Consider the following 17162-nt stretch of genomic DNA (forward strand, 5'->3'; position numbering starts at 1 on the left):
CGACCGGCGCTCACGATACGAACAGATATTCGGCGGCCGAACCGGGTCCGGCCACCGTACGCGTCTCAGGAAGACCCGGACTTTGTGGCATCCTTGGGACCGGAGACGAGGGAGTCATACAGGAGCCCGGCCACACCGACAACGATCCAGACGTCGGCGAGGTTGAACACGTACCACGAGCGCGACCGGTCGGGCAGGAACAGATGGGCGAAATCGATCACCGCGCCCCACCATGCCCGGTCGATGGCGTTGCCGATCGCCCCGCCGACGACGAGGCCGAGCGAGACGGCGAGGAGCCGGCTCTCGGCCTTCGCCATCCACACCGTCAGCGCCACCGAGGCGACGATCGAGAAGGCGAAGAGCGCCCAGCGGCCGACGTCGCTCTCGGCCTGGAAGAAGCCGTAGGAGATGCCGTAGTTCCAGATCAGCCGAAGTTCGGCGAAGGGCGCGAGCGGAATCGGCCCGGTCTCGGCGAGCCGGACCCCGAGGAGCAGCCACAGTTTGCTCGCCTGATCGAGAACCAGTCCGAGGACCGTGACGATCAGGCCGAGCCGGAAGGGCGAGAGCCCGTTCATGCGGTCGCGCCCCGCGCCTTCCATTCCCGCAGCGCCTGCGCATCGCGCGCCGAGACGTCGGGGAATTCGGGATCCGAGCCGACGTCCGCCACGATCCGCCACGAGCGGGCGCACTTCGGACCTTCCGCCTTCTTCGGCACCACCGCGACGCCGGCGACGTCGTAGAGGCGGAACGCGTCTTCCGGCGCCTCCTCGCCCGTCACCACGATGCCGGAGGTGATCGCCACTTCGGCGAGATCGACGCCGTCGAGCGCTTCGACGAGGCCGACGTCGGCGATGTGGACGATCGGCGCGGCTTCGAGGCTCGATCCGATGCGCTTGGCGGCGCGTTCGAGCTCCAGCGCGCCGGTGACGACCCGGCGGACGTCGCGCACCTTGGCCCACTTCGCCACCAGCGCCTCGTCCTTCCACGCCCCCGGCAGCTCGGGGAAGAGCTCGAGATGGATCGAGCCGGCGCCCGGATGGGCGTGGCCCCAGGCCTCCTCCATGGTGAAGGGCAGCATCGGCGCCAGCCACTTGGCCAGCGCGTCGAAGAGCTGTGCCACCACGGCGAGCGCCGCCCGGCGCTTCACCGAGGAATGCGGCTCGCAGTAGAGCGCATCCTTGCGGACGTCGAAGTAGAAGGCCGAGAGATCGACGACCATGAAGTTCATGATCGCGCCGACGACGCGCTTGAAGTCGTACTCGGCGTAGCCGGCCTTCACCGTCTCGCCGATCTCGGCGAGGCGATGCAGCATCAGCCGCTCGAGTTCCGGCATCTCCGCGAGCGCCGGATCGAGCGCCGCGTCGTGATGGGCGAGCGTGCCGAGCATCCAGCGGACGGTGTTGCGCAGCTTGCGATAGGCCTCGACGTTGGTCTTGAGGATCTCGTTGCCGATGCGCAGATCGTCGGCGTAGTCGGAGGTCATCACCCACAGGCGCAGGATGTCGGCGCCCGACTGGGCGATGACGTCCTGCGGGCTGACGATGTTGCCGAGCGACTTCGACATCTTGCGGCCGTCCTCGGCCATGACGAAGCCGTGGGTGAGCACCGAGTCGTAGGGCGCGCGCCCGTTGGTGCCGCAGCTCTCGAGCAGCGACGAATGAAACCAGCCGCGATGCTGGTCCGAGCCCTCGAGATACATGTCCGCAGGCCACTTCAGATCGGGGCGCTTCCTCAGGCAGAAGGCGTGGGTCGAACCCGAGTCGAACCAGACGTCGAGGATGTCGGTGACCTGCTCCCACTCGGCGATGTCGTCGACGAGGCCGCCGAGGAAGCGCTCCTTGGCGCCCGCCTCGTACCAGGCGTCGGCGCCGTGCGCGACGAAGGCGTCGTGGACGCGCTTCATCAACTCGTCGTTGGCGGCGAAATGCGGTCCCGGCGCCAGATCGTGGGTGCGGGCGTTGCGGAACACGGCGATCGGCACGCCCCAGGCGCGCTGGCGCGACACCACCCAGTCCGGGCGGTTGGCGATCATGCCGGTCAAGCGGTTCTGACCCGCGGCCGGATAGAAGGTGGTCTCGCCGATCGCGCGCAGCGCCCGGGCGCGCAGCGTGTCGCCCTGGCCCTCGATGTCGCGGTCCATGTGGATGAACCACTGCGGTGTGTTGCGGAAGATCACCGGCTTCTTCGAACGCCAGGAGTGCGGGTACTGGTGCTTGAGCCGGCCGCGCGCCAGGAGCGCGTTCGCCTCGATCAGCGCCCGGATGACATTGGCGTTGGCGTCACCCTTGTCGCCATCGGCGGTGATGACGACGCTGCCGGTCAGCCCCGGCGCGTCTTCGGTGAGGACGCCGGCGTCGTCGACGGTGAAGGGGATCTCGGTGTCGATGCCGCGCGCCTCGAGGAAGCGGCCGTTGGCCATCCAGATCTCGAAGTCCTCGCGGCCGTGGCCCGGCGCGGTGTGGACGAAGCCGGTACCCGAGTCGTCGGTGACGTGGTCGCCGTCGAGCAGCGGCACGGGGAACGAATAAGGTGGATTAAAATCATAAGATGCAGCGTAGCCAGAGCCGTCTTCACGCTCGACAATCTTATTCCTCAAGCTGGAGTACAGCCCGCCAAATTTGTCGATCCATTCAGTCATTCCCCCACCGAATCCAGCTCCGGCTCCAATTGTCACAGGCGCGATCGGATTCAGCGGATGGGCGAGCGACAGCGCGCCGAGGTCTGCCGCCGAGACGGTGCGGACCTTCTGGAAGTTCTCGACCTTGGCGGCCTTCATCACCTCCTCGGCGAGCTTGTCGGCGAGGATCAGGAGGTCGCCCTCCTTCGCCCAGTTGCCCTCCGGCGCGGCGTTGACGCGGTAGAGGCCATAGGCGATGCGGTTCGAATAGGAGACGGCGCGGTTGCCCGGGATGGTCCACGGCGTCGTCGTCCAGATGACCACCGACGCGTCGGCGAGTTCCCCGTCCGAGGTCACCGGGAACTTCACGAAGATCGTGTCGGACGTGTGGTCCTGATACTCGACCTCGGCCTCGGCCAGCGCCGTCTTCTCGACCACCGACCACATCACCGGCTTGGAGCCGCGATAGAGCTGGCCCGAGGTGGCGAACTTCTGGATCTCGTTGGCGATCACCGCCTCCGCGTCGTAGCTCATGGTGAGATACGGATCACGGAAGTCGCCGACGACGCCGAGGCGCTCGAATTCGGCCGACTGCACCTTGACCCAGTGCTCGGCGAAGGCGCGGCACTCGGCGCGGAACTCGTTGATCGGCACCTCGTCCTTGTTCTTGCCCGCGGCGCGATACTTCTCCTCGATCTTCCACTCGATCGGCAGGCCGTGGCAGTCCCAGCCCGGAACGTAGTTCGAGTCGAACCCTTCCATCTGCTTCTGGCGGGTGATGACGTCTTTCAGGATCTTGTTCAGCGCGTGGCCGATGTGCAGGTGGCCGTTGGCGTAGGGAGGGCCGTCGTGCAGCACGAACTTCGGCCGACCGGCGGCCTTCGCCCGCTGGGCACGGTAGAGGTCGTCCTTCTCCCACTTGGCCAGGATCTCCGGCTCGCGCTGCGGCAGGCCGGCGCGCATCGGGAAATCGGTCTTGGGCAGAAAGAGCGTCTTGGAATAGTCGACGGGTGCGGCGGTCATCTCGGTATCCAACGTCGGAAGAATTCGGAAGGCGGGCGGCTCGGCGGCCGCCGCTCGCTCGGTTCGCTCGAACCCGGCGGGAGCGTGTCCCACGGGCGAGCGCGAGGGTTCCCGGATCCGGCGTGCGGCCCTCAGGCGCGCCCGCTCGGAGCCGGGCCGATAATTCGCGTCGCCGAAGCGCGCGGGGCGAAGAGGCTCGCCCGATCGGTCCACCGAGATTTCATGGGCGCGTTTCTAACAGGAGACGCCGAGAACCGGAAGGGGCGGGCGACGTCGCCTTGCGTCGAAACCGCCATCTTGCGATCCGCCGTCCGAGGCACGACATGTGGTCGTGAGGGGCTCGATCCGGAACCGTCGCAGGATGGAGGATCAGACCGTGACGACACCCGAACTCACCGAGAGGCTGGCCGATCTCGCCGGCCGTATCGAGGCTCGCATCACCGACCTGCGCGAGCGCGGCGAATTCTCCGACGTCCACGCCGCCGCCTTCGCCGACATTCGCGCCAAGCGGGCGGCTCTCGAAGAGCGGATGGAGGAGGCCGTTGCCGCCGGCGAGGCCGGCCGCGCCACGCTCATCGAACTGCGCCGCGACGTCGATGCGCTGGTCGACGGCTTCGAAGAGGCGGTCTTCGCCATCGACGCTCGCGGCGAGCGCGCCCGCAACGGCTGACCCCGCGCCCCCGAGCCGGCCGTGTCGGTCCTGCGCCGGATCCGGCCGCCGCCGCGGAACGAAGCCCGTCGGGTGAGCGAGCGTCCGGCGCGGAGCACCCATGCCGGAACCGAGGGAAAGACGACTTGCGTGGTGCCCGCCGCGGTCGTCTGATCGCTCCGCCGCGTACCGGAGGAACTCCACCATGACCCATGTCCCCGCCGCCGATCGCTACGAGCGCGCCACCTTCCGCCGTTGCGGCCGGTCGGGCCTCGATCTGCCGGCCCTGTCGCTCGGCCTCTGGCACAATTTCGGCGATGCCGACCCGATCTCGACCCAGCGCGCCATCCTGCGCCGCGCCTTCGATCTCGGCATCACCCACTTCGACCTCGCCAACAACTACGGCCCGCCCTACGGCGCCGCCGAGATCAACTTCGGCCGTCTGCTGAAGGAGGACTTCGCCGCCCATCGCGACGAGTTGATCATCTCCTCCAAGGCCGGCTGGGACATGTGGCCCGGCCCTTACGGCCGCGGCGGCGGCAGCCGTAAATACGTGATGGCGAGCTGCGACCAGAGCCTGAAGCGCATGGGGCTCGACTACGTCGACATCTTCTATTCGCACCGTTTCGACGCCACCACGCCGCTCGAGGAGACGGCCTCGGCACTCGCCGACATCGTCCGGCAGGGCAAGGCGCTCTACGTCGGCATCTCCTCCTATTCGGCGGCGAAGACCCGCGAGATGGCGAAACTGCTCGCCGAGCGCGGCACGCCGCTGCTCATCCACCAGCCCTCCTACAACATGTTCAATCGCTGGATCGAACACGGCCTGCTCGACGCGACCGAAGACGTCGGCGCCGGCATCATCGCCTTCACACCGCTGGCTCAGGGGCTGCTGACGAACAAGTATCTCGCCGGCGTCCCGGCCGATGCCCGGGTCAACAAGCCCGGCGGCGGATCGTTGCGCCCCGCCCATCTCTCCGAAGCCAACCTCGTCCGCGTCCGTGCGCTGGCGAAGATCGCCGAGCGGCGCGGTCAGAGCCTCGCCCAGATGGCGATCGCCTGGGTGCTGCGCGATCCGCGCGTCACCTCGGCGCTGATCGGCGCCAGTTCCGTCCGCCAGGTCGAGGAGAACGTCGCCGCACTCGAGAACCTCGCGTTTTCGGCCGAGGAACTCGCCGAGATCGACGTCCATGCCGTCGAGGCGGGCATCGATCTCTGGGAGAAGCCTTCGACCGATCAGGCGGTGTGACGGAGCGACGCCGGACCGCCGCTCACTCGAGCGGCGGTACCTCGCGCGAGCGGCCGTGCAGCCGCTCGCGATGGACGATGTAGAGGCCGGAGGCGACGATGACGGCGATGCCGACCCAGGTCGGGCCTTCCGGGAAGTCGCCGAACATCAGGAAGCCGAGGATCGTCGCCGAGACGATCTCGAGATAGCCGAAGGGTGCCAGCACCGCCGCCGGCGCCAGTTCGAAGGCGCGTACGATCATCCCGTGAGTGAGGAACGACAGCGCGCCGATGCCGAGGAACCACACCCAGGAGAGGCCGGTGGGCATCACCACCGGCTGCGCCAGGAGCCCGGTCGCCGCCGCTACGGCGAGGACGACGCCGAGCGCCACCGTGCCGACCGCCCCGGTGACGAACTGTACCGCCACCAGACTGCCCGCTCCGGCGAGCCGCCGCGTCATCACGTGATAGCCGGCGAAGGTGCAGGCCGAGCCGAGCGGCAACAGCGCCGTGGCGCCGAACTGTTCGAAGCTCGGGCGGATGATCATCAACGTGCCGAGGAACCCGACCGCACAGGCCGCCCAGCGCCGCGGGCCGACCGTCTCGCCGAGCAGGATCGGCGACACCGCGGTCAGGATCATCGGTTCGGCGAAGGCGATGGCGAGCGCATCGGTGAGCGGCATCGTCGCCAGCGCCGTGAAGAACATCATCGAGGTGGCGGCGAGGAGCAGCGATCGCACCACGTGGCCGCCGAGCCGCGGCGGGATCAGCCGACGGCCTTCGCCGAGGGCGACGCCGACCACCACCGCCGCCAGGAGCTGGCCGACGAAGCGCCCGAAGGCGACCTCGAGTCCCGACATCTCGGCGGTCAGGAGCTTCGCCAGCGCGTCCATCGACGGCACGATCAGCATGGCGACGGTCATGATGCCGATGCCGCGGACGATGGTCTGGGAGCGCGCTTTCGGATCGAACGGGATCTCGGTCATGGCCGGAGCTCGGCGAGCGCCCTGTCGAGGGCCGACCCCGGCCCGATCGCCGAGAGCAGCGCTCGCGCCTCTCCGCAGTCGACCTTCATCTGGTCGATCAATCCGTCGAGCGAGGCGAACTTCGCCTCGGGACGCAGATAGGAGACGAAGGTGACGTCGGCGGTCTTGCCGTAGAGATCGCCGGCGAAGTCGAGGACATGGGTCTCGAGCACCGGCGCGCCGTGGTCGAACTGCGGCCGCCGGCCCCAATTGGCGGCGCCGAGATGGGGCACCCCGTCGACGGTGAAGATCACCGCATAGACCCCGTGTTTCAGGCGGCAGTCGCCGGCCAGCCGCATGTTGGCGGTCGGGAAGCCGAGATCGCGGCCGCGCCGGTCGCCGCCGACGATCGCGCCCTCGACGAACCAGCGATAGCCGAGGAGCCCGGCCGCCTCGGCCAGATCGCCCGCCTCCAGCGCCGTGCGGATGCGGCTCGACGAGACCAGCGCCCCGTCCTCGGCGGTGTGCGGCTCGACCACGTCGACGCCGAAGCCGTGGCGCACACCCGCCACCGACAGGAAGGCCGGGGAGCCCGAACGCCCCTTGCCGAAGTGGAAGTCCCAGCCGACCGTGGCATTGGCGAGACCGAGCCCGTCGACCAGCACGCGCGCGACGAAGTCATCGGCCGACAGCGCCGCCAGCTCACCGTCGAACGGCGCGACCACCAGCCCGTCGAGACCGAGAGCGGAGGCGAGCCGCGCCTTGGCGGCCGGCGGGGTCAGCCGGAATACCGGCTTGTCGGGGGCGAAGAAGGAGCGCGGATGCGGCTCGAAGGTCAGCGCCAGCGCCGGCCGCCCCGCCGCGCGGGCCCGATCGAGCGTCGCCGCGAGCACCGCCTGATGGCCGCGATGCATGCCGTCGAAGTTGCCGATCGCCACATGAGCGCCGCGCAACGTCGCCGGCAGGCCTTCGCCGAAGGCGATCGACCGGAACGGCTGAGAGCGCGGCGACGTCGGATCGGACATGGGGCGGGTTCGCGGGGTCGTCGGACGAGGGGGCGCGGCACCGCAGGCGGCGCGCGAAACGAGCCGCGACCCTGCCCGAGCCGATGCCGGACGGTCAAGTCCGCCCGGCGCAGCTCTCCTCTGCCCATGCGGTCGCGGGATCGGCGTTTCGGGATCGGCGTTTCGGGATCGGCGGCTCGGGATCACCGGCTCGCGGCCGACGCTCGGGGGTCGGTGCCGGGACCCCGCCGGAGCGAGGTCGCGGCCGGTCCCGGACGATCAGGCGGCGGCCTCTTCCTTCGGCCGTGGCGGGACCATGACGATCGCCTGACCGTCGAGCACCACGGTGTCGCCGACATGCGCCTCGCAGTGCAGCGTGCAGCGCCGCCCCTTTTCCGCCAGTTCGATCACCTCGACGCTGACCACGACGGTCTCGCCGATCTTCACCGGCGCCCTGAAGTGGAGCGTCTGCGACAGATAGACGGCGCCCGGGCCCGGCAGACGGGTGCCGAGGATCGCCGAGATCAGAGAGGCGGTGTAGAGGCCGTGGGCGATGCGCTGGCCGAAACGGGTCTTCGACGCGTAGACGTCGCACAGATGGATGGGATTGTCGTCCCCCGACAGCTGCGCGAATCCGATCACGTCGGAATCCTCGACCGTTCGCGTCAGGCTCTCTTTCATGCCGACGGAAAGATCTTCGAAGAAGTAGGACTTCAGTACCGGTACGGACATGTACGACCTCACCAGACGAAAACGTTCGTCTCGACGTTGGGGAGTATTTTACACGAGCCTTCGCGCGAGACCAGAGCGCCTCAATACGGACCCGGGCGAAAGTATGAATCGTGGAGTAACCACGACGACTCCAATTCGATGACTCTTTGACGAGATTTGCGCCATTAACCGAATGTTGGATTCTCCGCGGTAGATTGTCCCATGGGCTCGGGGAGAGGCGGAGATCGGCGAACGATCCCAAGCCGACCCCGGAATGAACACCAAGGAAGCGACTCGACAGGGAACGTCGCGGCCCGTTTCGGAGTACGAACTCATGGCGCTGGATCTCACGATGCCGGTTCTCGTGGTCGACGACTACAAGACGATGATCCGCATCATCCGCAATCTCCTCAAGCAGCTCGGCTTCGACGATGTCGACGAGGCGTCGGACGGCACCGAAGCGCTCGGCAAGATGAAGGAGCGCCGCTACGGCCTCGTCATCTCCGATTGGAACATGGAGCCGATGACCGGCTACGAGCTCCTCAAGCATGTTCGTGCCGACACCGGTCTCTCCAAGACCCCGTTCATCATGGTCACGGCCGAGTCCAAGACCGAGAACGTCATCGCCGCCAAGAAGGCCGGCGTCAACAACTACATCGTCAAGCCGTTCAACGCTCAGACGCTGAAGGGCAAGATCGAGGCGGTCTTCTCGGACTGATCCGCGACACGAGGACCGGGAGCCGGCGGCGAGTGGGGATTCCCGCCGGTTCGAAACTCATCAGGGGACGAAGAACATGGCGCCGGCGAGCCCGGAGCAGCTGACGCACATCGTCGATTTCCTCCGGCGCGAGAGACGCGATCTCTCCCTGGAAGACGTGATGGTCCTCGCCGAACGTATGGCGGCGACCCTCGACGAGACGGTGGCGCGCGTCGATACGCTGCTGCACGACGAATTCAAGATGATCGTTGGCGAGATCGCCACGCTCCGGCGCGACATCGGCGGCCTGCGCCCCGATCACATGCGCTTCGAGCGGATCCCGGAAGCCGGCCGCGAACTCGACGCCGTGGTCGAGGCGACCGAGACGGCGACCGTCGCCATCATGGAAGCGGCCGAGACCATCATGGCCGCCGATGCCTCCGATCCGGAAGCCTACAAGGCGCTGGTCGACGACAAGATGATCGTCGTCTTCGAGGCCTGTTCCTTCCAGGACATCACCGGTCAGCGCATCCGCAAGGTGGTGCGCACCCTCGGCTGGATCGAGGAGCGTCTCGGCCAGTTGAGCCAGCGCCTGAAGTTCGGCGAGGCCGATCCCCTCCACGTCCACGAGACCGAGGAGGAACGCCGCCAGCGCGAGCTCATTCTCCACGGCCCGCAGATGAAGGGCGAGGGCGTCAGCCAGGATTTCGTCGACGACGTCTTCGCCATGTCCGACCAGGACGCCATCGACAAGCTCTTCGATTGATCGCGAGCGCCATGCGCGACACGACGAAGCCGCCCGAGCCTCTCGGGCGGCTTCGTCGCTTTGTGATGAATTCGAGGCGCCTCACGCGAAATTCGGGCGAATCCCTCCGAACTTCGCGTTCCGCTCGTCGAAAGCCCGTCTGAGCAAGGGCTTTTCGACGAGTTGAATCCGGCATCGCGGAACGCGATCTGCCGGATTCCGTATCAACGCGCCGCCGTTCCCGGAACGATGCGGATACCGGGGCGCGGGGCCTCGGCCTCCGCGGCCGGACGTGGTCTCGGCATCGGCCGGGGCACGGGAGCCGGTGGAGCCGCCGGACGAGCCGCCTGGGCGCGCCCTTCGGCCGCCGTCGATTTCGGCTGGGGGGGCGGGGGCGCCGCCGCGGCCTGGGTCGCCGGTGTCGGCGCCGCGGCGCGCGCCTCCGGCGAAGCCTTGAGCACGTCGGCGCGCACCGGCCGCGGCGGCGCGAACAGGAAGCCCTGGCCGTAGCGCACGCCGAAATCGAGCACGTCGACGACGTCCGCCTCGCGTTCGACATGGTCGGCGATCAGTTCCATGCCGAAGCGCTGGAAATAGTCGGCGAGATCGGCCGCATGGATGTCGGTGCCGAGATCGCCGGAACGGCCGAGCAGTCGGTCGGTGGTGATCTTCACATAGCGGAAGCCGAGGTCGGCGAGGTTCTGGAAGCTGATCTTCAGATCCGACACCTGATCGATCGAGAAGCGGAAGCCGAGCCCCCGCAACAGCCTGAGCCCTTCCGTCTCGATCGGCCCCATGTTGCGCACCGAGGCGTGCGGGAACTCCAGTACCAGCATGTCGCGCAGATCGCGATTGGACTCGAGCTGGCGGACGAAGTCCTCGAAGAAGGCGCTGTCGCCGAGGCTCGCCGGCGACAGGTTGAGGAAGATCCCCACCTCCTTGGAGCGCGTCGCCAGACGGCGCAGGATCTGCACCGTCTTCATCAGGATCTGCTGGTCGATCACCGTGACGTAGCCGTGCGATTCCGCGATCGGGATATAGTCGGAGGGGTGGATCGTCTCGCCGTCGTCGCTTCTCAGCCGCGTCAGGCATTCGTAGAAGCGCACCTTGCGCTGCGGCAGGGTGACGATCGGCTGGAGGTGCAGGTCGATCCGTTCCGCATCGATCGCCCCGCGGACCAGGGCGAGGAACCCGTCGGCGCCGAGATGGGCGAAGCGATCCGGCACCAGCGGCGACACGCCCTCCGGTCGCGGTTCGATCGCGCCCCGCCGGCTCGGGGCCGCCTCCCCGCCGCGCGAGGCCGGCGACCGGCTCTCCGCCACCGCGATCTCGAGGTCGGCGACCGTCTCGATCACCTGGCGGGTGAGCGTCCCGATCACCTCGACCTCGGCGACGATCTGTTCGAACTCGTCGCGATGACGCCGGGCGCCACCGTCCTCGACCGCCCCCAGACGCCGCTCGATCGCGGTGATGTCGCCCTCGATCTCGGTCATGCGGCGCGCCAGCGTGGAGAAACGCGCCTCGGTGTCGCGTCGGCCGCGACGCCTGAGCCCGTCGAGACGCAGCAACACCAGCACCGAGAACACCACCACCGCGGTCGCCACGGCGCTGCCGATGGCGACGTCGAAGCGATAATGCGCGATCACCCCGACCGACGCGGCGACGATCGGGATGCAGATCGCGATGAACAGATCGGCGAGGCGGTGCATGGAACGAACCGGTGAGGACACACGCGACCGGCCCGTCGGCCGATCGCGAAGCGGATCGCCGCACCATGCCTGATTCACGCCGTCGAGGCCAAGCGATCGCCGCCCGAGGCGACGCGGACGGCGGAGGTTTTCCACGAAGACCGGCCGTATCGATCGCGCAGAGGTGATCGCCGCGCCGCTCCGCCGCCTTGACCGCACCTCGGGCGCTTCCCCAAATGCACCGGAAGAGCGCCGGTTCGCGCCGATCCGGCCGTCGAAGAGGATCTTTGCGATGATCACCCTGAACGTCGAAGGCATGACCTGCATGGGCTGCGTCGCCAGCGTCGAGAGCGCGCTGAAGAAGGCCGATCCGTCGGCGAAGGTCGCCGTCGACCTGCCCACCGGCAAGGTCGACGTCGACGGCGCGTTGAGTTTCGAGGCGGCCAAGGACGTCATCGAGGCGACCGGTTTCGACGTCAGGGGCTGAACGCGAAACCCGTCGCGGCGGTCGGTCGAACGTCGGTTTCCGATGCGGCGACGGAACCCGGACGGGGCGTGCGGCGTTGCCGTCGCGCCGACCCTTGCGGTGGCCATGAAAGGCGATTGCGTCGGGCATCGAAGGGTGGCATGACGCGACGCCACACCCGCCGGATTCCGCCCCGATGAGCTTCTTTCGCGTCTATCTCCGCGCCCTCGGCCTCGTCGGGCCGGACAAGGGCCTCGCCCTCGGCCTCGCCTTCTCCGGCGTCGTCCTCGCCTTCCTCGGTTTCGCCGAGCCGATCCTGTTCGGCAAGGTGGTCGACGCACTGACCAACGACCGCCCGGCGATGGGCATCGTCGGGGTGTGGGCCGGCCTCGGCTTCGTCGGCATCGCTGCCGGCATCTTCGTCGCGCTCCACGCCGACCGCCTCGCCCACCGCCGCCGGCTCGAGGTGATGAAGTCGTTCTTCGAACACGTCATCCAACTGCCCGCCTCGTTCCATTCCGACGAACAGTCCGGCCGCCTCATCGCGGTGATGCTGCGCGGCACCGATCACCTGTTCTCGCTCCTGCTCTCGGTCTTCCGCGAGCACCTGACCGGCATCGTCATGCTCCTCACCCTGGTGCCGGTGGCGATCTGGATGAACTGGCGCATGGGTCTGCTGCTCCTCGGCCTGATGGTGATCTACACCTCGCTGTCCGTGGTGGTGGTCAGAAAGACCCGGTTCGGCCAGGAACGCGCCGAGACCTACCACTCCGAGCTCTCCGGCCGTGTCGTCGACGTCATCGGCAACGTCTCGGTGGTGCAGTCCTTCACCCGCCTGCAGGAGGAGGCGCGGGCGCTGCAGGGCATCATGGGCAATCTCATCGCGGCGCAGTTCCCGGTGCTGAACTGGTGGGCGCTCGCCTCGATCCTGACCAAGGCGGCGGCGACCATCACCATCGTCTCGCTCTTCGCTCTCGGCACCTCGCTCCACGCCAAAGGCGAGATCACCGTCGGCGAGATCGTCTCCTACGTCGGCTTCGCCACCATGCTGATCGGCCGGCTCGACCAGCTCACCCACTTCCTGTCGAGCCTCGTCTTCGACGCCGCCGGTATGCGCCAGTTCTTCGCCGTGCTCGATCAGACCTCGACACTGGTGGAGAAGCCGAACGCCCCGGCCCTGAAGGTCGAAGGCGGCCGCGTCGTCTTCGAATCCGTGAGCTTCACGTATCCGAAGTCGAACTCGGGCATCTTCGACGTCTCCTTCGTCGCCGAGCCCGGCGAGACGGTGGCGATCGTCGGCCCGACCGGCTCGGGCAAGTCGACGGCGCTGGCGCTCTTGCAGCGTGCCCGCGACCCCGACGCCGGCCGGGTCACCATCGACGGCCAGGACCTGCGCGACGTGACGATCGACAGTATCCGCCGCTCGATCGGCGTGGTCTTCCAGGATCCCGGCCTGTTCGACCGCTCGATCGCCGAGAACCTGCGCATCGGCAAGCCCGACGCCACCGACGACGAGATCCGCCACGCCGCCGCTCTCGCCGAAGCCGACGGCTTCATCGAGAACAAATCCGGCGGCTACGACACCCGCGCCGGCGAACGCGGGCGCGGGCTTTCGGGCGGCGAGCGCCAGCGCCTCGCCATCGCCCGTGCGGTGCTGAAGAACGCCCCCATCCTCATCCTCGACGAGGCGACCTCGGCGCTCGACAACGAGACCGAGCTGAAGATCAAGCGGGCGCTCGACAAGCTGGCGCGCGACCGCACCACCTTCGTCATCGCCCACCGCCTCTCCACCGTCCGCTCCGCCGACAAGATCCTCTACATGGAGGCCGGCCGCATCCTCGAGGTCGGCAAGTTCGACGCCCTGGTCGCCGAGGGCGGCCGCTTCGCCGATCTGGTCGCGGCGGGCGAGTTGAAGGACGAGGAAGAGGAAGAAGCGGCGGCCTCGCCGGGGTGAGGGGTGGAAGGACGTCTCACGTCGCCGATCGTCTCACGGCGGGCGGCGGCGCCCGCACTCGACGGTCTCGAGATCCGTCATCCCCGGCCGAAGCGAAGCGGAGGGGAAGGGGATCCATCGATTTTTTCAGGGAGTTGCGAGGCGGATGGATCCCCTTCCCTCGCTTCGCTCGCCGGGGATGACGGCGGTGCGGGTGGCGGCGAATTCGCCCTCTGCGAGTCCCGATCTGCCGCCACCGACCCCGATGACGGCCGATCGCTAAAACTCTAACGATCCTCCGAACCGGATCTTCGCATCCCTCTGCTAGTGACGACGGACCTCGGCCGCGTGTGCCCACGCGGCTTCCGTCGATCTCGAGCAACGGGTCCCGCATGGCTTCGGTTTCCTCCACCTCGTCCTCGCCCTTCGGCGCCGCCGATGACGTCCTCGCCGGCGCCTTCGTCGCCACCACCTCGGACCGTGACGACTGGCGCCCCGCGCCGATCACGCCGGCGTGGGTCCGCGAAGGCCGGCCACTCGCCCGCTTCGTGCCGCTCGCCCGCGGCCGCGACGATCTCGGCTCGACGACGCTGTGGGACTGCACCGACGGCACCTTCGACTGGACCTTCGTCTGGGACGAGACCGTCCACATCCTCGAAGGCGCCGTCACCGTGACCCTGCCCACCGGCGAGGTGCACCGGCTGACCGCAGGCTCAGTCGCCTTCTTCCCGGCCGGGTCCACGGCGGTGTGGAAGGTCGAGGGCTATGTCCGCAAACTCGCCGTCTGCCGCCGCGCCTATCCCGGCCCGCTCGCCCGCGCCGTGGCGCTCGCCCGCCGCGCCAAGTACGGCCTCGCCGCGGCCAAGGCCGGCGCCTCTGATTGGTTCGCCCCCGTCTCGGCGGCGGCGCGCCTGCGTTTCGGCGCCGCTGCCGCGCTCGGCCTGTGGATCGGCCTCGACCTCGTCCTCGACTTCGTCTGAGCGCCCGGCGCGACGCGCCACGACCCCGCCCGCCGGAGCGATCCGGCGGGCGGGGCCGCATCGCGCTCCCGCGTCGTCGCCGGAGCCGTCGCGCCTTCACCCTTTCCGACCTTCGTCGATGCGTTCGCCTTGACAGCGCCGACGCGCGTCCCTATCTCGGCGACAGTCCTCTGGCACTCGTCTCGGATGAGTGCCAGCAGGCACGATTTCCCGGCGCTCGCGCGCCCGTCCGCTCCCGACGAGGGAGGCGGGAGGGGCGAGGGGGCCGCTTCAACCCGCCCACGAGAGGAAATTCTCCCATGGCCACTTCCTTCCGTCCGCTGCACGACCGCGTCGTCGTCGAGCGCATCGAAGCCGAGCAGAAGACCGCCGGCGGCATCATCATCCCCGACACCGCCAAGGAAAAGCCCCAGGAGGGCAAGGTCCTGGCCGTCGGCCCGGGCGCCCGTGACGATGCCGGCAAGCTCGTTCCGCTCGACGTCAAGGTCGGCGACCGCGTGCTCTTCGGCAAGTGGTCCGGCACCGAGGTGAAGATCGACGGCAAGGATCTCCTGATCATGAAGGAGAGCGACATCATGGGCATCGTCGGCTGAGCCGACCGAACCCGAGGCGACGGACATGCCCGGCACCCCAGGAAACCCGATCGTCACCCAGGAGTGGCAGATCGCACTGGTTCTGATCGCCGGCTTCGCCGTCGCCTACCTGCTTCATCGTATTGCCCGTCGCATGGCCGCGAAGGAACGCTCGAGCCGCCGCGACGACCGAGGAGAAGATTGAAATGGCTGCCAAGGACGTGAAGTTCTCCGCCGATGCCCGCGAGCGCATGCTGCGCGGCGTCGACATCCTCGCCAACGCCGTCAAGGTGACGCTCGGCCCCAAGGGCCGCAACGTCGTCATCGACAAGTCGTTCGGCGCCCCGCGCATCACCAAGGACGGCGTCACCGTCGCCAAGGAGATCGAGCTCGAGGACAAGTTCGAGAACATGGGCGCCCAGATGGTGCGCGAAGTGGCCTCGAAGACCGCCGACCTCGCCGGTGACGGCACCACCACCGCGACCGTGCTCGCCCAGGCGATCGTCCGCGAGGGCGCCAAGGCCGTGGCCGCCGGCATGAACCCGATGGACCTCAAGCGCGGCATCGATCTCGCCGCCGCCGCTGCCGTCAAGGATCTCGAGGGCCGCTCCAAGAAGATCAAGACCTCGGGCGAAGTCGCTCAGGTCGGCACCATCTCCGCGAACGGCGAGAAGGCCATCGGCGAGATGATCGCCGAGGCGATGCAGAAGGTCGGCAACGAGGGTGTCATCACCGTCGAGGAGGCCAAGACCGCCGAGACCGAGCTCGACGTCGTCGAGGGTATGCAATTCGACCGCGGCTACCTGTCGCCCTACTTCATCACCAACGCCGACAAGATGATCGCCGACCTCGAGGATCCCTACATCCTCGTCCACGAGAAGAAGCTCTCCAACCTCCAGGCCATGCTGCCGGTGCTCGAGGCGGTCGTGCAGACCTCCAAGCCGCTGGTCATCATCGCCGAGGACGTCGAGGGCGAGGCTCTGGCGACCCTGGTCGTCAACAAGCTGCGTGGCGGCCTGAAGATCGCTGCCGTCAAGGCGCCGGGCTTCGGTGATCGCCGCAAGGCCATGCTCGAGGACATCGCCATCCTGACCAACGGCCAGGTGATCTCCGAGGACCTCGGCATCAAGCTCGAGAACGTCGGTCTGGAGATGCTCGGCCGCGCCAAGAAGGTGACGATCGCCAAGGAGAACACCACGATCGTCGACGGCGCCGGCGCCAAGCCGGAGATCGAGGCGCGCGTCGCCCAGATCAAGGCGCAGATCGAGGAGACCACCTCCGACTACGATCGTGAGAAGCTCCAGGAGCGTCTGGCCAAGCTCGCCGGCGGCGTCGCGGTCATCCGCGTCGGTGGCGCCACCGAGATCGAGGTCAAGGAGAAGAAGGATCGCGTCGACGACGCGCTCGCCGCCACCCGCGCCGCGGTGGAGGAGGGCATCGTCCCCGGCGGTGGCGTGGCGCTGCTGCGCGCCAAGAAGGCGGTCGAGAGCCTCACCTCCGACGTCGCCGACGTCCAGGCCGGCATCCACATCGTGCTGAAGGCGCTCGAGGCCCCGATCCGTCAGATCGCCGAGAACGCCGGTGTCGAGGGTTCGATCGTCGTCGGCAAGCTCGTCGAGGGTTCGGACGCCGAGATCGGCTTCGACGCCCAGACCGAGAAGTTCGTCAACATGGTGTCGGCCGGCATCATCGACCCGACCAAGGTCGTCCGCACGGCCCTCCAGGACGCCGCTTCGGTCGCCGGCCTCTTGATCACCACCGAGGCGATGATCGCCGAGAAGCCGCGCAAGGAAGCCGCTCCGGCGATGCCGGGCGGCGGCATGGGCGGCATGGGCGGCATGGACTTCTGATCGAAGATCGGAAGTCCATGAGAGCCGCCCATGGG

Annotated in this window: 16 protein-coding genes; 10 read left to right on the forward strand and 6 right to left on the reverse strand. The window is 68.2% G+C overall.

What is annotated here, in order from left to right; all coding sequences use genetic code 11:
• Positions 1–65 precede the first annotated feature (65 nt).
• Both lspA and ileS read right to left on the reverse strand, forming a co-directional pair.
• Positions 66–575, reverse strand: a complete 510-nt coding sequence (gene lspA, locus V7Q42_RS16605; RefSeq protein WP_333825220.1) for a signal peptidase II — start codon at positions 573–575, stop codon at positions 66–68.
• Positions 572–3640, reverse strand: a complete 3069-nt coding sequence (gene ileS, locus V7Q42_RS16610) for an isoleucine--tRNA ligase (protein WP_333825221.1) — start codon at positions 3638–3640, stop codon at positions 572–574. Before ileS ends, lspA begins: the two co-directional genes overlap by 4 nt.
• 376 nt (positions 3641–4016) lie before the next feature.
• Between ileS and V7Q42_RS16615 the strand changes: the two genes are divergently transcribed.
• Positions 4017–4310, forward strand: a complete 294-nt coding sequence (locus V7Q42_RS16615; RefSeq protein WP_333825222.1) for a hypothetical protein — start codon at positions 4017–4019, stop codon at positions 4308–4310.
• 184 nt (positions 4311–4494) lie between these two features.
• Positions 4495–5538, forward strand: a complete 1044-nt coding sequence (gene mgrA, locus V7Q42_RS16620; RefSeq protein WP_333825223.1) for an L-glyceraldehyde 3-phosphate reductase — start codon at positions 4495–4497, stop codon at positions 5536–5538.
• 22 nt (positions 5539–5560) lie between these two features.
• On the opposite strand, the gene V7Q42_RS16625 is transcribed toward mgrA, so the two are convergent.
• From V7Q42_RS16625 to V7Q42_RS16635, 3 genes are all read right to left on the reverse strand, one after another.
• Positions 5561–6502, reverse strand: coding sequence for a DMT family transporter (locus V7Q42_RS16625; protein ID WP_333825224.1), 942 nt, complete (start codon positions 6500–6502; stop codon positions 5561–5563).
• On the reverse strand, positions 6499–7506 hold the full coding sequence (locus V7Q42_RS16630; protein WP_333825225.1) for a bifunctional riboflavin kinase/FAD synthetase: 1008 nt from the start codon (positions 7504–7506) through the stop codon (positions 6499–6501). The genes V7Q42_RS16625 and V7Q42_RS16630 overlap by 4 nt, the downstream gene beginning before the upstream one ends.
• Before the next feature lie 258 nt (positions 7507–7764).
• Positions 7765–8217, reverse strand: coding sequence for a MaoC family dehydratase (locus V7Q42_RS16635; RefSeq protein ID WP_333825226.1), 453 nt, complete (start codon positions 8215–8217; stop codon positions 7765–7767).
• Between the two features lie 313 nt (positions 8218–8530).
• Between V7Q42_RS16635 and V7Q42_RS16640 the strand changes: the two genes are divergently transcribed.
• Both V7Q42_RS16640 and V7Q42_RS16645 read left to right on the forward strand, forming a co-directional pair.
• Positions 8531–8914: a response regulator gene (locus tag V7Q42_RS16640; RefSeq protein WP_333825227.1), complete on the forward strand. Its 384-nt coding sequence runs from the start codon at positions 8531–8533 to the stop codon at positions 8912–8914.
• Positions 8915–8990: 76 nt separating this feature from the next.
• Positions 8991–9659 (forward strand): protein phosphatase CheZ, encoded by a 669-nt coding sequence (locus V7Q42_RS16645; protein WP_333825228.1) that lies wholly within the window; start codon positions 8991–8993, stop codon positions 9657–9659.
• Between the two features lie 203 nt (positions 9660–9862).
• On the opposite strand, the gene V7Q42_RS16650 is transcribed toward V7Q42_RS16645, so the two are convergent.
• On the reverse strand, positions 9863–11347 hold the full coding sequence (locus V7Q42_RS16650; RefSeq protein ID WP_333825229.1) for an EAL domain-containing protein: 1485 nt from the start codon (positions 11345–11347) through the stop codon (positions 9863–9865).
• A gap of 271 nt (positions 11348–11618) precedes the next feature.
• On the opposite strand from V7Q42_RS16650, the gene V7Q42_RS16655 reads away from it, so the two are divergent.
• The 6 genes from V7Q42_RS16655 (at position 11619) to groL (ending at position 17127) form a co-directional block, all read left to right on the forward strand.
• Complete coding sequence (locus V7Q42_RS16655) at positions 11619–11813, forward strand: heavy-metal-associated domain-containing protein (protein WP_333825230.1); 195 nt, start codon at positions 11619–11621, stop codon at positions 11811–11813.
• 175 nt (positions 11814–11988) lie between these two features.
• The gene (locus V7Q42_RS16660) at positions 11989–13746 is read left to right on the forward strand and encodes a glucan ABC transporter ATP-binding protein/ permease (RefSeq protein ID WP_333825231.1); all 1758 of its coding nucleotides are present in this window, start codon (positions 11989–11991) and stop codon (positions 13744–13746) included.
• A 371-nt stretch (positions 13747–14117) separates the two neighbouring features.
• Positions 14118–14705, forward strand: a complete 588-nt coding sequence (locus V7Q42_RS16665; protein ID WP_333825232.1) for a cupin domain-containing protein — start codon at positions 14118–14120, stop codon at positions 14703–14705.
• A gap of 299 nt (positions 14706–15004) precedes the next feature.
• Positions 15005–15298: a co-chaperone GroES gene (groES, locus tag V7Q42_RS16670; RefSeq protein ID WP_333825233.1), complete on the forward strand. Its 294-nt coding sequence runs from the start codon at positions 15005–15007 to the stop codon at positions 15296–15298.
• A gap of 25 nt (positions 15299–15323) precedes the next feature.
• Positions 15324–15482 (forward strand): hypothetical protein, encoded by a 159-nt coding sequence (locus tag V7Q42_RS16675; RefSeq protein WP_333825234.1) that lies wholly within the window; start codon positions 15324–15326, stop codon positions 15480–15482.
• A gap of 1 nt (position 15483) precedes the next feature.
• Positions 15484–17127: a chaperonin GroEL gene (gene groL / locus V7Q42_RS16680; protein ID WP_333825235.1), complete on the forward strand. Its 1644-nt coding sequence runs from the start codon at positions 15484–15486 to the stop codon at positions 17125–17127.
• The last annotated feature ends 35 nt before the right edge of the window (positions 17128–17162 follow it).

The sequence above is a fragment of the Pinisolibacter sp. genome (assembly GCF_036782435.1).
GTDB lineage: Bacteria > Pseudomonadota > Alphaproteobacteria > Rhizobiales > Ancalomicrobiaceae > CALBKH01.